Origin of the sequence: Candidatus Nanosynbacter sp. TM7-075 (genome assembly GCF_022828255.1) — a bacterium.
Taxonomy (GTDB): Bacteria; Patescibacteriota; Saccharimonadia; order Saccharimonadales; family Saccharimonadaceae; genus Nanosynbacter.
Window position 1 is genome coordinate 45,680 of the sequence record NZ_JAJQJW010000002.1, and the last position, 14,201, is coordinate 59,880.

Consider the following 14,201-nt stretch of genomic DNA (forward strand, 5'->3'; position numbering starts at 1 on the left):
ACGAAATAGAACAAAAAGAGAACTTACTCTATCCAGAAGAGAAGTTGGCCGCCCTACTTATAGAATGACCTCTGATCTACCCTGACGTCTATATACCCCGGCTTCGCACCGTTATTATCCAAATAGCTCAAAGTAGCTATCGCTTGTTTAACCTGAGCTTGAGCAGACCTATCTACCGTCATACGGATCTGGGTTTCCCTACCCTCGACCTTAAACCAGACTTGGCGTACAGTATTAGCCGGCAGAATAACCTCTGAAACATTCATTTTATGTTGCGAGAATTCAGACACGGCTTGACCAAGGAAGCTCAAGAATTGACGATTGATAACCTCTTGACCACCCCTGGTTGGCAGACCACTCTCATCACGAACAGCAACCGTAGGCGAGGCAAAATAGTTCTGCTCAAAAGTAACACCGCTATCATCAACAAAATAAATCTTATCCCCGGAAGACCACTGAGCTACCGGCTGCCTAAACGTCAATTTAACGGCTGATCGCGCTAGAAAATCTCCCTCCACGCGAATGTTTTTTACCTCAGGAGCTTTCTGTAAAAAGAACTGCTTTAGGTCATTATTATTGAGGAAAAACCGAAATCTCTCCGCTGGATGGGCGCTGTAATATTCATTAAGAACACCCACGTATTTATTAGCGCCACTGGAACTCTTTGCGTCGGGGGTTTGGACTGAAATATTGATTGTCAATTGAAACAAAAGGAATATCACAATAAGCAGACTTACCGCAGTCGCAAGCATTTTCCGCATTACACGGCGACGTTTTTTCACCAATTCGTGCGTCTCGAGTCTCTCAGAAGTCTCCAAAGGGGAGGATGTTTGGCGGCTATTAAGTGTCCTGTTCCTACGATACGATTGGGCGGGCAAATCATCGTAATTCTCAGTCCGACGACGCGCCGCGATTTCTCGACGACTTAGATTCTCGTCCGATTTTTTCTTAGAGAAGGGGAATTTCACTTTCGCCTACCCTGCCTTCGCACTGTAGTAAGAATAATCTTCGCCATATCTTTAGCCGCGTTTGGCTTGGCAAATTTACCGAAGTTATCGCCCAGACCTTTAAGGATTTTCTGAGATTTTAATACGCCAATTATTTTTCGTGCCAAGATTTGGTTGTCCTTATCTAGCTCATCTTCGGAAACTATCAACGCCGCCAATGCGTCCTGGTAAACTTTAGCGTTTTTCAATTGATGCCCGCCTGTCAAATGACCGTTGGGGATGATGATTGTCGGTTTATGTAGCGCCGCCAATTCCAGAAGAGTAGTCGCCCCTGCCCTGGTTACGACTATATCCGCCGCCGCCAAAACTTCCGCCATTCCGTTGTGAACAAACGCCTGCAATCGCCAGCCCTCCCGTTCGTCAGTTTGCTTGAGAATTTCTTCATATTGCTGATTTCCCGATATCAAAAATACCGAAGCCTCAGAAAGCAGGTTTTCCCTAATTGCTACAATCGCGGAATTAATTCGGCCAGCTCCGAGTCCACCGCCAGTGATAACAACCAGCGGCTTGTTGACGTTAAAGCCCAATTTTTCCTTCAATTCTTTCCTCTCAGCCTCAGAATATGGATGGAATTCTGGCGCAACTGGAATGCCAACATATGAAGCTTTTTCTGGTGGATAATTGTAATATTCAAGCGGCGCGCCCGTGCCGATAGCTTTTGCAAAGGGGCTCAGTAAGCGATTTGTCAAACCTGGATGCGCGTCAGAATCATGCAAAACCAACGGAATTCTTAATAGCCGAGCTGCATAGCCAACCGGCAAACAAACATATCCGCCTTTAATGAAAATAACGTCTGGACGCCACTTCATAAGCTTAAATAAACTTTGGAAAAATCCAACCATCACCTTAAAACCGTCGCGCAAATTTGGAAATAAAATTGATGGATGTAGATGAAACGAGATGCTTTTTCCGTGATATCGGCGTAATTTTCCAGCAATAATCAAATCGACCGGAATATTTTCATCGAACTTAGCAAAAATCCCGCGTGTGCTGGCGCCAAATTTTTTATCGCACCAAAAACGAAGCTCGTGATCACCAGTTTTCTGTAATTCTCTAAATACGGCTACCACTGGCGTAACGTGTCCGCCTGAGCCGCCGCCGACCGCTAAGATCTTGGCCACTTTCACCCTCCTCTAATGCTTTATGTGACGTATATTTGGAAATTTGGAAAACTAAACCTAACGCTGCCGCGATAAACAGCATACTTGTACCGCCATAACTTAATAATGGCAATGGAATTCCAGTAAGCGGCGCCAGCCCTGTCATTGCGGCAATATTCAGTATCACGTGAGAAGCAATCCAGCCAAAAATTCCCGCCACAATTAGCCGCAATGTCACGTTCGGAAGCCTCGCGGCTACGTGCAAAATCGACAATAATAAAGCTGTAAATAGCGCCAATATAGCCATTAAGCCAACAAAACCAAACGTTTCCCCCATGACAGCAAAAATAGAGTCGTTAGTCGCCTCTGGAAGATATCCTGTCGCCTGAACACTCTTGCCAATTCCAAGCCCCAGAAGCCCGCCAGAACCAATCGCAATCCTGGCCTGTTGAATGTGATAATTCTTGTTCTCCTGACTGCTCGTCCCTTTGTGACTATCGCCCTGCACGAAAGTCATCACGCGCTCGATTCGGTGCGGCGATGTAAAAATCATCACCAAACCACAAAGTGCAACAATCGCCAGAATCTTCTTGAAAATCTTCCAATCAATTCCAGCCACCAAAATCATTGATAAGATAATCGCTATCAACGAAATTCCCGTTCCCAAGTCTTTTTGCAAAAACACAATCATCAGCAGTGACAAGCCGGAAATAATGCCCAGTGGAATGATAGTTTCCTGAATATCGTTCAATTTTCCTTGTTGCGACCGCCGCCCTAAAAATCCTGCCAAAAACAACAGCACGCCATATTTAAGCAATTCTGACGGCTGAAAACTTCCCAGCACGCCCAATTGAAACCATCGATACGCACCGTTAGTTTCCTGTGCAAATGACAAATGAAGTACCGCGCCCGAGAGAAATAGTAAAATACATAGCACAAATCCAGCGTAAAGAATGTATTTTGATCTCTCGCCAATAAACCATTTGTACGGCGTAAAGTAAAACGCAGAAAAAGCCACGATAGCAATAAACACACTCGTCAGCTGCTTACCAAAGAAATACGTATCGCTATAATTCGTGCCGTAAGCATAATTCATCACGTTGGCGCGTTGCGGCCCCAGCGCATACATAACAATCAGCCCAAGTAGCAGCAAAAGCCCCATATAAAGCACAATCTGGTACATCGGCCGATGACTTCGAACCGGCTGAGCGATAGATTGACGATTTTTGGCGATCGAATTACGCAATATGACCTCCAGCGAGCGCCAGCATCACGCCGATAAACGCCATCACGCAACCAATAACCCAGAAGCGCATCGTCACTTTAGTTTCCGGCCAGCCAATCGCCTCCAAGTGATGATGAATCGGCGCAGATAAGAAAATCTTTCTCTTAAACAGCTTCTTGCTGACGATTTGAGTCAAGCTAGATCCCGCCTCAATTACAAATAGCAAGCCAATCACAGGAAGTAGGAGTAGAGAGTCGGTTAACATTGCCACAACGCCCAAACACACGCCGTAAGCAAAACTTCCAACGTCGCCCATAAAGAATCGAGCTGGATAAATATTGAACCACAAATAACTCAAGAGCACTCCGACAACCGTAAAGCAGAATCCCGCCAATATAACATGTTGTTGCAATAAGGCAATCACACCAAACGCCCCAAAGCTAATACCAAGCAGCCCGCCTGCCAGCCCGTCCATTCCGTCAGAAATATTAACAGCGTTGCCAGTAGCCACCACCGCAAATGCAAACAACGGAACTATCAACCAACCAATATTCACCTCGCCCACAAACGGCACGTGGAAACTCGCCACGCCCAGTTTGGCAAAGAAAAACCAACCAAGCACCACGCCAATCAACGTAATCAGCGCAAACTTCACTGGACTACGAAGCCCAGCCGCGCCGCCGCCCAAACCGCGTAGATTGATAATGTCATCAATTAGCCCAACAATTCCACCGCCAACCAACGCCGCCAGAGGAAGCCAGGTCTGCGCTCGGTCTAGATTGAAGAAAATCGTCACCACAAAGATTGAAATTACACCAATTACTCCAGCCATCGTCGGGATGTTTCGCCGCAGTTTTGCCGCTTGAAATTTGGCGAAAATCTTCAGCTTTTTCCCATCAGTGCTTTCCGACCTTTGGCGCTTCCAGAAGCGATATCGATAAGCAAAAAACGTATAAATTGGCGTTAAAAACATCGCTAGTAAAAACGCGCCGACGCTCAGTAAAAATACGTGCGTCAATTCATTGGTCATTGTTTGTAAAGCTATTCCCATATTTATTCCTTTGGTGCTATTTTCATATAATCAATCATCCAGTTGGATATATCTGTAAAAATTGGTCCAGCGTGAAGATTTCCCTGTAAGTTAATCCCTCTTCCCGGAGCCGCTACACGTACCATTATGACATATTCGGCGCCATTTTTTCCACCGCCATAACCAATATATGTAGCAATCGTCTCCTTCTGAGTGTAAGCGCCATTAACCACCGCTTCAGAAGTACCAGTTTTTCCGCCAATTTCATAGCCAGATTTGTCACTCTTTGATAGGAATGAAGATCGGCGCGCTGTCGTTAGCATCGTTCGCATCTGTGATGACGTACCGCCGCTTACGGTTTGGCGAATGGCTTTATTTTCCGACGATTTCAGATTGCCAGATTCGTCAATTGTGCCGACGAGAATGGTTGGCCTGTAATATTGGCCTCCGTTAACTAGCGACGAAAATCCAGCCGCGACTTGAACCATAGTCAAGTTCATACTCTGACCATAAGTCATAGCCGAATAACGAACCTCATTTCCTTCAGCGCTATCTGGCGGATAAATATAGCCCGAAGCCTCGCCCAGCTCAATTCCAGTTTTAGCGCCAAAACCAAATTTATCGTGATAATATTCATACAAAGTCTGGCGAGCCGGCAAATTAATCTGCGAACCATTTCCTAATTTTCGAATCGCGGTAATCGTACCGACGTTGAGCGAATTGTTAAACGCGCCTTGAATCGTCATCGTGCCGCCCAAACCTCTCAAAACATTACACATCGTGCGGTCAGCGACTTTAATACAATCGGTATTATTATATGTACTAGACGGGGTGATAACACCCTTGTCAATTGCCGTAGCGAAACTAAAGGACTTGATAATCGATCCTGGTTCAAACGGAACCATCGACGCGCTATCCACAAACACCGACCCGTTTTTCTGCTTGGCAAAATCCGCCGGATTATAAGTCGGATAATTCGCCATTGCCAAAACCTGACCGTTTTTCGGATTCATAACAATCACGCTTCCTTCGGTGGCGCCAGCTGCTTCAATTCCCTTTTTCAGTGCCAATTCAGTCTGGCTTTGAATATTCCTGTCCACCGTTAGTGCCAAATTGTCACCAGATTTCGCCTCGATTCGCATATTATTTTTTCCAACCGTCAAAGGTATGTTTCTCACGTCAGTTACAGATTGCAGCAATCCGTCCCGACCTTTAAGCTGCTTATTCAAGGAGCCTTCGACGCCATATTGACCTTCGCCAGCCGCATTCACAAATCCAAGCACGTGCGCGCCCAGTTCGCCCTCAGGATAATTTCGAATAGAACTTTGCTGATACAACACGCCCGCAAAGTTTTTCTTTTTCAATTTTTCCGCTTGAGTTCTGGTGATATTTTTCGCCAAAACTTCATAGCGCGACTTTTTATTATTAAGCCTTTCAGATACATTTTCCGTCATTTCACCGCCAGCAATCTCCCTTAGACTATCAACAAGCTGGCTCCGCTCTTTATCGTCAATCGACTGCGGGTCCGCAATCACCGTATAGACCGCCTGATTAAGCACCACAGGAACTGGCGTTTTTCCGTCCATCATGTAAATTTTCCCGCGCTCCGCAGGAATGATAAATTGACGCTGCTGACTCGCCCGCGCCAACTCCGTATACTTGCCATATTGCAAAATCTGCAATTGGAATAATCGCAACACAAAAGCCGCCATCACTACTAGTAAAGCGATGGCTAACCAACCAGTTCTTGAACGAATAAGCCGCTGCATATTGCTTATCCTATTATATCACTATTGTGCGTAATGCGTTTCAGTTGTCGTCATAGCTGAAGCGACATTGCTATTCTTCACCTTCTCTAGCGCCGTCAGACGCGCATTCTGCACTTCCAATTCTGACTTTTTTGCGCTTAGTTCGGTGATTTTTGTATCCAGACTCTGAGCTTCATAGCCGTAAGCTGTAAGCCTGGTTGCCTGAGTAAGATAAATCAAGCCCAGTACTGTAATCATCAATGCAACTAGCACTGTATGAGCAACAGGACCAAGTTTGACCTGAGACTGAAAACGTGTAGAATTCTGATTTCGGCGCAATTGACCGTGTGAACGTCGTGAAGTAAATGTGGTGGTGGTTGTCATTTGTCTCTATCTTTTATGTTTATATTTGTGTTTAGCATAACAAACCAGCCCGCCCGTTAAAGACAGGCTGGTTTCTCTAAGGTATATTCCGGAATACGCTTTAGTTTAGCCGCGGCGTACTGAAACAGCCTCTGCCTTGTCCGTATTCTGGAATTCTACTTTGATGTGGATTGGCATAATAGCCTCCTTCTTTTTGTTTTATTTTTTCACGGCGTATCGAAATTTTGCACTTCGACTACGCGGATTGTGAACATCTTCAGCTCCAGACACTGGTTTTTTCTCTGGAACAATCAGCTCGGCCTCATATCCAGCCGTTGCTTGCTCCGAAAAGTAACGCTTGATCAATCTATCTTCCAAGCTATGAAAACTAATTATTCCTACTCGCCCGCCCCTATTAAGTAAGCGTGGCAAAAGTGGCAATAGTTCTTCAATCAGCTTAAGTTCGCGATTGACTTCAATGCGCAGCGCCTGAAAGGTACGAGTCGCAGGATGATGCTTCATGCTACCGCGACCAACGGTTTGCTTGATCAGATCAGCCAGCTCAGTCGTTCCCTGAATTGGTCGAGCTCTTACAATTGCCTGCGCAATTCGCCTTGCTCGTCCGGGATTTTCCTCGCCGTAACGAATAATCAGCTGCGTCAAATCATCAACCGAATACGAATTGACAATATCTGCCGCTGTAATTTCCGTCCGATTGTCCATCCGCATATCCAGCGGACCGTCAAATCTGAACGAAAAACCTCTCTCTGCTCTGTCAAGCTGCGGTGACGACACCCCCAAATCAGCCAAAATCACGTCAAATTTACGCCCCTGCTTGACCAAATCTTGCGCTGCACTCACAAAATCTTTGTGAATTAAAGTTACGCCTTTCTCAGCCAAATCGCCCAATGTTTTAATCGCGTTTTCATCACGATCGACCAACACTGAGCTTAAGTAGTTATCCGTCCTATTTAAGAATGCCCTGGCATGGCCGCCATAGCCAGCCGTCAAGTCGAGATATGACTCGCCTTCGACTGGCTGCAGCTTGCTAAGGGTTATCTCCAAAAGTACGGGAACATGAATCGGTTCGCTCGCTTGGAGTTCTTCCGACTGTGGTGGATGTTCTTTAATACTCATCATTATTCCATTATACAGAAATAATGCTCGAGATCACCTAACTGGATATTTAATTCTGGCTTTTTTTGTATTTGTGTTTTGTTTGTTTTTGTTGTCTTAGAGTGGAAATTTGTTGATTGTCAGTAACAACCATGTTTTCCAAAGAGACTTATGTGTGAGGTGGAGTTTTTTTGGGAGGTGTTTGAGGAAGGTACGTTGCCGTTTTTAATGTGGAGCAAATTGCCACATGCCATTTTCAAATACCCAGATAGTTGATCTCGAGAGGTTTTAATTGTTAAGGTGCTTAGCTAATCTACTATTCCGCATTCTCGGCCGCTATTAGCCGAAAATATTCCCCCGCTCGCACAGCAACGACTTCTCTGTCAATTCCAGCGTAGTCGAGCAAATGCTGCTCAATCGTCACTCGTCCTTGTTTTTGGTCGAGCGCCGATGCGGTTTTACCTCGTCGGAATTTAACGTTCAGGTCGGCAACTCGCTCATCCAGAATACTTCCCGTTAGAGCGCTTTCCACTTCCCGATCCCAGATCTGCTGTGGATACAAGTGGAGATATTTACCAAACCCGCGAGTTAGCACGACGCCTGATGCAAATTCTGCCCTGAGTTCAGCCGGAATCGTCAAGCGTCGCTTGTCGTCCAACTTACGCTCAAAGTAATCTGTCTGCACGTCGTCCTTCCTTCGTGGTAGATTAGTTGTTTTTTACAGTGGATGTTTGTTTTTGTTGGTGATTTTCCATCAACTTTCGTTCCACTGACTCCACTATACTACCCACACCTACCCACTTGCAAGCCCTTTTTATAACTTTTTACCCATTTTTACGTCAAATAAAAACTTTTCCACATTTTTGTGGAAAAGCCTAGTGTTGGGTTGATGTAAACCTACGCTATTAGTGGTTTTAGACAATGGATTAGCACTTAAGGTTATTTCAGACCAGCCTACAGTTGAAAGGCAGCCTAGTATACGCTTTTAACAATAAAAAGAACACCGGCGAACCGCTCAAGTAAGGCGATTTAGTTCCGGTGGTTCTTAGCGTCAGTATAGTAAATAATACTCAATAAATCAATAGCGATAAGCTCCGGCGCCCTCTTCAATAAACTACTAATGAGATCTAAAGGCTGTACCTCTATATCTCTCAACAGACTCCCTGCTCGCCTGCCTCAAGACCTCGTCAATTGCCAGCGCGTCAGGAGAAACTTCCAGCGCCCTACAGTTAATTCCATATAGATACAAATTGTCCAAATCTCGCACACGACTCAAGGCGACATAGCCCATACCCTCGACAAACGCCTTTCTCAGATCAATCTTAGCCGCATCCAGCGTCATTCCCTGACTTTTGTGAACCGTTATAGCCCACGCCAAACGCAGTGGAACCTGAGAAATGCTCGCTCGTTTACGCTCTCCGTCTCGCAATTCCCAAATATCCGGTACCATCGTCACCCGACGACCATCTCGAAACTCAACAACCGGATATTCCGTCAACGGCTCGAAATCAACTACCGTGCCGACACTTCCATTGGCATATAATTTTTGCGGCGAATTTTTGACCGCCATCACCAACGCGCCCAGCTTAATCACCAAATTTTCTGGCGCCAGAACCGACCTTTGCAGATTCTCTACATAAATCTTCGAGCCCGTCGTCGTCTGTTGATACGAACGTTCTTCCCCCGGCAATTCCGCCAATTTTTGAACATTGATATCATCAACATCAACATTTACGGTGTGCAGCTCTGTGATATCACCATCTGGCGGCTCAATTTCCGTACGCGCCAACAGCGCCTCGACGTGACGTCTCCTAACATCGCCAGTTCTTAGAGCGGTCAGAATCTCCAAAAGCTGCTCATCATTCTGACGATATTGTCGCTCCAAATATAAAACTGCCGGCCGAAGTCCTTGCCAAGCATCAGAATAAACCACAAAACCGCCGCCCTGCTCGTTCGGACGGTTCACTGGCGGCAATTGGAAAAAATCGCCACTCATCACCAACTGAATGCCACCAAACGGCCGATCATTTTCCCTGACGGTTCGTAAAACTTTATCAATCATATCCAGCCGAAAATCGTGAAGCATTGAAATCTCGTCAATGATCAACACGTCAGTTTTAGAAATCACATCACGCCGCGTTTTTGACAATCGTTCAAAAAAATTGTTCGGCAAATGATCACTCACACCAATACCACTCCAGCTGTGAATCGTATTGCCCCCAAGGTGCGTTGCCGCCAGACCAGTTGTCGCTGTTACTGACACCTTTTTACCCCGTTTTCGCGCCTGCGCAATAAAAGTATTCAACAGGTAAGTTTTGCCCGTTCCAGCCGCACCAGTCAGCAACGCCGACCGACCGCTCAGCAGAATAGCCAGCGCTAATTCTTGATCCATTTTAGCCCCGTGGCGGTTCGCCTTCTGGCTCGCCGAGCAGCTTCTTCGACTTAATTTCGTAACGCTTGCCCGTGATTTTACTTTCGATATAATCCTCATTGATGAGATTTACGAACATATCCAAATCATTGCCGTCCATGATAATAATCGCGCCGTTATCGTCGCTCATCAACTCCAATTGCATCTCATCAGCATAGTCCAAAACATCTTCCTGTTTAACCGCGCCGATTTCCAATTTCTGCAATTTATTAATCGTCTTTTTGCGCTCCTTCACCAACGTATTAAGATCCATTCCCTCAGGAAAACTCAGCTTATATTCCTTCTCAATTTCCGCTACTTTTTTATCGGCAATCACCTGCTTTTTATATTCATAGCCAAACATTCGCTCAAATTTTCCAGGATTAAACGCAAAAATATCTTTACCGACAATCAAAACTTGATTATCATCCGGAACCTTAAAACCAATCTCTGCATTAAACGAACCAAATTTGCCGTCAGAAAATTCCCAAGCCAACGCGCTCTTCAGTGTCTGACCTTGCTGGATTAGCTTAACCGTGTAGAATGTCGCGTCAGAGTTGTTCGGATCGGTAAATCGCGCCACAATTCCCTTCATGCGCTTGAATTCGTGCTCAGTTTCCGAAAACTCCACGATGTCATGACGCTCGTGCTCGATTAGATGAATCAACGTTTCAGCTCGCCCAACCTTCTCCAGGTCAGTCCTCAATAAAACATTATCTTCCGATTCGCTCAATTCATAATCACGAACGCTCAATCCAGTGCCCGCACCCAAATTGACTTGATTGATATAATCAAACAAGAACAACGGTCTGAGTTGCTGCTCAACATCGCCTTTTATTGGCATAAAATACGGCGTGTAATTTTTGCTAAATAAGAACAGCTCTATCTGTAAATCATTCTTTTTTGCGTCATTTTGATTTGCCCACAAAAAAATATCAGTCGTTTCCCTCACTTCTTCCATTTTTCTAGTATAGCAATTTTTATCAGATGTCGCTAGCAGTTATTTAGCTAATCTCTCGCCTTCACGCGCTCGATTAGCCCATTCGTCCGCTAGTTCATTCCCTTCGTCGCCCTCATGACCGCGCACCCAACGCAAATCCGCCTGAGAGTTTGAATATAATTCGTACAGTTCACGCACAATATCCAGATTTTTAATCTCGCCACTCTTCTTCGTCCAGCCGCGCTTTTCCCAGCCCGGCGCCCACTTGGTGACCACGTTAATCCAAAATTCACTATCAGAATAAATCACACACGGCGCACCATTAGCATCTTTCAATGCCGCAATTAAGGCTTTACCTTCCATGCGAATATTAGTGGTATCACCATCTTCTGACCCCAAAATATAAGGCTGAAGATCACGAATAACCGCAAACCCACCTGGACCGGGATTCGGCGAAGCAGAGCCGTCAGTATAGTAAGTTGTCATTAATGTAATTATACACTAACTATAGCTCGCCTGGCTATCTTGCGAGACACACTGTTCATCTTATTATAGACTTTATAAAATTCACTCACGCGCTCACGACTTTGTTTTGTTAAATGAGATTCCTTCTCTTCATCAGCACAGTTTGTAAAGAAGTCTTGCTTACGCTGCCAAATATCAATTACCTTCTCTGCTGTTTCATCACTCATATTGACCAAATCGCCGTAAATTTTCTGCAGCTTAAAGAAAAAGTGTGCCGCCTTTTTATCAGTACGAGCCACCAGACGAGCATCTGGCGTAGAAAACTGCATCTCAAACGGCGCATACGGGATTCTTCCATCGTCAGTTGCATAGAATCCCGTAATCTTCGCATCTGTAAATCCGCTACTACTATCCTTAAAACTGAACATTTCCATATCAACGTCTGGTATTTTATCGATAATTTTCTGGCGAATCTTCTCCTGAAAATCCGAAGAACCCTTAATGACAAAACATTCGCTTTTTCGCCCTGGGGCTGGATATGGAGTAATCTTACCGCCATTAACAGCCTTAATCACAGCATCAGCATAGGCATCAGCTAGCTGTTCGTTGTCTTGACAAATTACCGTCATACCATATAAGTCGATCGGATGGAATTCCCCCGAATCCTTCAGAGGTTGAGAACGTTTATCGTAATAACCTATGGTCTGTAGCAATTTTTTACAATACGAGCCGCGACCCTTACCTCGAGCCCTTACTTCCAATTCTGCTCCATTCGGGGTTTTTACAGTACCAGATCCAAAAAATGTACTATGCGAGGAATTGGTATTTACGGCAGGTTTCAGATCTGACTCCCCTAGCAACTCAGAGAACACGCCATTAAAATTGCCCATAGCAAAATCAAATCGCGTAGGATCAGTCGAATACCTGCTACCAAAATGCAACGACACAACCCTGTCAACCTCATTCATGATCGAATCGATATCATTACTTAAGGCATCTTTGCGATATAAAGCATCGCCAATATTACGACCCGTCATAACACCAATTTCATCTTTTAGCTCAGATTCCAAGTTATCTAGTCCAATAATGCTACACACTGGAATTAAGAAATTTTCAGCAAATACTGCACATTTATACGCGAACGCGCTGTGATAAGGGGCGATTTTTAAGTTAGATAAGGTTATAGCTCCAGCAATCATCGCAGTCTCCAAGCCTACACCTTCAGCTCCTTCGCCTTTTGTTGAGAATACCTTTATCAAGTTATCAAGATGCGGTGCTGGAATTGACGGATTTTCAGCCCACGGACTCTTACCATAATTATCACCGTCCACGCCTAAATCGTCAGGAATTGTTTGATTATCCTTAAGCTTTAGCGCTTTTCCCGCTAGTGAACCCTCATCAATATCTTCCATGTACGACGAAAAAGCCTCTTGTAAGACCTTATAGTCCTCAACTATACCTATAACAGTATCCTTACTAATCTCTTCAGGGGCGCCATCTAGCGACCTCGTAATATATTCAGTACGTTGCCTACGACTTAAATCTTCCGGCATCCCGATAATAATCTCTGCAGCCAGTTTACGCGACGGAGTTAAGTGGTCTCCGCTAAATGTCTCCACCAACCCCATAGCCAGTTCTTTCCTTTCAAGAGAAAAGTCAGCTTCGCCTTGATTTTGAAGGTTGGTGATATTGTCTAATGATTCTTTACTTTCCATAATATAGCTTGTAAATTATATCACAAACTATAAATTTTTGCAATAGCTAGACTGCCCCGGACTATCTACGCAAAATAAATCCGCATCAATTCGCGCGCTACTCTGTCGGCATCGTGACGAATTAGGCTACGTTGAGCCGCCAATGGATCGCTGCTGGAGTTCGTATTGACCCACACGTCATCAGCAATCAGACGCTTGCCCGACGCGTAATAATGCTTTTTCTTCAGCAATTCCTTATCCCACTCGACCAAATATTCGCCGTCGTGGGCATATTTCTTTATCAATTCCTCTGGCGGACGATGATTATTGTAAAGCACATAATCCATATTCACCCCTGAAAATCGCTCAATTTCATCCGCAAAATCCGCCACGGTAAATCCATCAGTCTGCGTTGGCTTGGTAACCAAATTGCAAACATAGACTTTCTTCGCCTTCGTTTCAGCAAGCGCTCGAGTAACACCTCGAACCAACAACGCTGGCGCCAAACTACCATATAAAAGCCCCGGCGCAATTACCACCAAATCGGCATCCAAAATCGCTTGACGAGCTCGCGGGTTAATCGTAGCTGGCGGTTTAAGCTCTAACCACGGACGCTCGCCACGTGGAATCTTTAGCGACTCAGCCGCATGCTGACCATCAACAACCGTGCCGTCCTTCAGCTTAATCGACATTGTCGTATCGTCCAGAGTAATCGGATAAACTCGACCATTGACGCCCAAAACTTCGCTAGCCAACTCAACTGCATCAGCAAAACTTCCTGTCATCTTTTCCAGCGCCGCCATGAATAAATTGCCGAACGCGTGGCCTTTCATACTGCCCTCGCCGAACCGATAATTGAACAAATCGCGAACTTTCGGCGAAGTACTCAGCGCCACCAAGCATTGCCTGACGTCACCCGCTGGCAACACGCCCAATTCATCGCGCAACACGCCCGTTGAGCCGCCATCGTCGACCATATTGACCAACGCTGTGATGCTGTGTGTATATTTTTTCAATCCAGAAAGCAGCGTGAAACTTCCCGTCCCACCGCCGATAACTACAACTTTTACCCCAAAATAATCATTATTCGAACCATTTGTCAT

Annotated in this window: 13 protein-coding genes; all 13 read right to left on the reverse strand. The window is 45.3% G+C overall.

Translation table 11 applies throughout. From position 1 onward, the window contains the following. Positions 1–53: 53 nt before the first annotated feature. The 13 genes from LRM42_RS01750 to LRM42_RS01810 all read right to left on the reverse strand — a co-directional run bounded on the left by LRM42_RS01750 (position 54) and on the right by LRM42_RS01810 (position 14,201). Positions 54–968, reverse strand: coding sequence for a cell division protein FtsQ/DivIB (locus LRM42_RS01750; protein WP_243816519.1), 915 nt, complete (start codon positions 966–968; stop codon positions 54–56). Continuing rightward, positions 965–2,128: a UDP-N-acetylglucosamine--N-acetylmuramyl-(pentapeptide) pyrophosphoryl-undecaprenol N-acetylglucosamine transferase gene (locus LRM42_RS01755; protein ID WP_243816520.1), complete on the reverse strand. Its 1,164-nt coding sequence runs from the start codon at positions 2,126–2,128 to the stop codon at positions 965–967. Before LRM42_RS01755 ends, LRM42_RS01750 begins: the two co-directional genes overlap by 4 nt. Then, positions 2,061–3,353 (reverse strand): FtsW/RodA/SpoVE family cell cycle protein, encoded by a 1,293-nt coding sequence (locus tag LRM42_RS01760; protein WP_243816521.1) that lies wholly within the window; start codon positions 3,351–3,353, stop codon positions 2,061–2,063. The genes LRM42_RS01755 and LRM42_RS01760 overlap by 68 nt, the downstream gene beginning before the upstream one ends. Beyond that, positions 3,346–4,383, reverse strand: a complete 1,038-nt coding sequence (locus LRM42_RS01765; protein WP_243816522.1) for a phospho-N-acetylmuramoyl-pentapeptide-transferase — start codon at positions 4,381–4,383, stop codon at positions 3,346–3,348. The genes LRM42_RS01760 and LRM42_RS01765 overlap by 8 nt, the downstream gene beginning before the upstream one ends. A 2-nt stretch (positions 4,384–4,385) precedes the next feature. After that, entirely contained in the window at positions 4,386–6,131 is a 1,746-nt protein-coding gene (locus LRM42_RS01770) for a peptidoglycan D,D-transpeptidase FtsI family protein (protein ID WP_243816523.1), read from the reverse strand. 21 nt (positions 6,132–6,152) lie between these two features. After that, complete coding sequence (locus LRM42_RS01775; protein ID WP_146422573.1) at positions 6,153–6,494, reverse strand: hypothetical protein; 342 nt, start codon at positions 6,492–6,494, stop codon at positions 6,153–6,155. Positions 6,495–6,692: 198 nt separating this feature from the next. Then, positions 6,693–7,613 carry a 16S rRNA (cytosine(1402)-N(4))-methyltransferase RsmH gene (gene rsmH / locus LRM42_RS01780; RefSeq protein ID WP_243816524.1) on the reverse strand — a complete coding sequence of 307 codons (921 nt, stop codon included), beginning with the start codon at positions 7,611–7,613 and terminating at the stop codon, positions 6,693–6,695. A 292-nt stretch (positions 7,614–7,905) separates the two neighbouring features. Continuing rightward, the gene (locus LRM42_RS01785; RefSeq protein WP_052198792.1) at positions 7,906–8,274 is read right to left on the reverse strand and encodes a division/cell wall cluster transcriptional repressor MraZ; all 369 of its coding nucleotides are present in this window, start codon (positions 8,272–8,274) and stop codon (positions 7,906–7,908) included. A 432-nt stretch (positions 8,275–8,706) separates the two neighbouring features. Next, on the reverse strand, positions 8,707–9,981 hold the full coding sequence (locus LRM42_RS01790) for an ATP-dependent DNA helicase (RefSeq protein ID WP_243816525.1): 1,275 nt from the start codon (positions 9,979–9,981) through the stop codon (positions 8,707–8,709). A gap of 1 nt (position 9,982) precedes the next feature. After that, positions 9,983–10,960 (reverse strand): Kiwa anti-phage protein KwaB-like domain-containing protein, encoded by a 978-nt coding sequence (locus LRM42_RS01795; RefSeq protein ID WP_243816526.1) that lies wholly within the window; start codon positions 10,958–10,960, stop codon positions 9,983–9,985. A gap of 39 nt (positions 10,961–10,999) precedes the next feature. Then, complete coding sequence (locus LRM42_RS01800) at positions 11,000–11,425, reverse strand: ribonuclease H family protein (protein ID WP_129743803.1); 426 nt, start codon at positions 11,423–11,425, stop codon at positions 11,000–11,002. A gap of 8 nt (positions 11,426–11,433) precedes the next feature. Further along, a complete protein-coding gene (locus LRM42_RS01805; protein WP_243816527.1) occupies positions 11,434–13,119 on the reverse strand; it encodes a hypothetical protein in 1,686 nt (561 codons plus the stop codon). Between the two features lie 65 nt (positions 13,120–13,184). After that, the gene (locus LRM42_RS01810; RefSeq protein ID WP_165000139.1) at positions 13,185–14,201 is read right to left on the reverse strand and encodes a gluconeogenesis factor YvcK family protein; all 1,017 of its coding nucleotides are present in this window, start codon (positions 14,199–14,201) and stop codon (positions 13,185–13,187) included.

Coding starts and splice junctions, on each gene's coding strand:
- LRM42_RS01765 (WP_243816522.1), bottom strand. CDS start 4,383: ATGGGAATAGCTTTACAAACAATGACCAATGAATTGACGCACGTATTT.
- LRM42_RS01770 (WP_243816523.1), bottom strand. CDS start 6,131: ATGCAGCGGCTTATTCGTTCAAGAACTGGTTGGTTAGCCATCGCTTTA.
- LRM42_RS01775 (WP_146422573.1), bottom strand. CDS start 6,494: ATGACAACCACCACCACATTTACTTCACGACGTTCACACGGTCAATTG.
- rsmH (WP_243816524.1), bottom strand. CDS start 7,613: ATGATGAGTATTAAAGAACATCCACCACAGTCGGAAGAACTCCAAGCG.
- LRM42_RS01790 (WP_243816525.1), bottom strand. CDS start 9,981: ATGGATCAAGAATTAGCGCTGGCTATTCTGCTGAGCGGTCGGTCGGCG.
- LRM42_RS01795 (WP_243816526.1), bottom strand. CDS start 10,960: ATGGAAGAAGTGAGGGAAACGACTGATATTTTTTTGTGGGCAAATCAA.
- LRM42_RS01800 (WP_129743803.1), bottom strand. CDS start 11,425: ATGACAACTTACTATACTGACGGCTCTGCTTCGCCGAATCCCGGTCCA.
- LRM42_RS01805 (WP_243816527.1), bottom strand. CDS start 13,119: ATGGAAAGTAAAGAATCATTAGACAATATCACCAACCTTCAAAATCAA.
- LRM42_RS01810 (WP_165000139.1), bottom strand. CDS start 14,201: ATGACAAATGGTTCGAATAATGATTATTTTGGGGTAAAAGTTGTAGTT.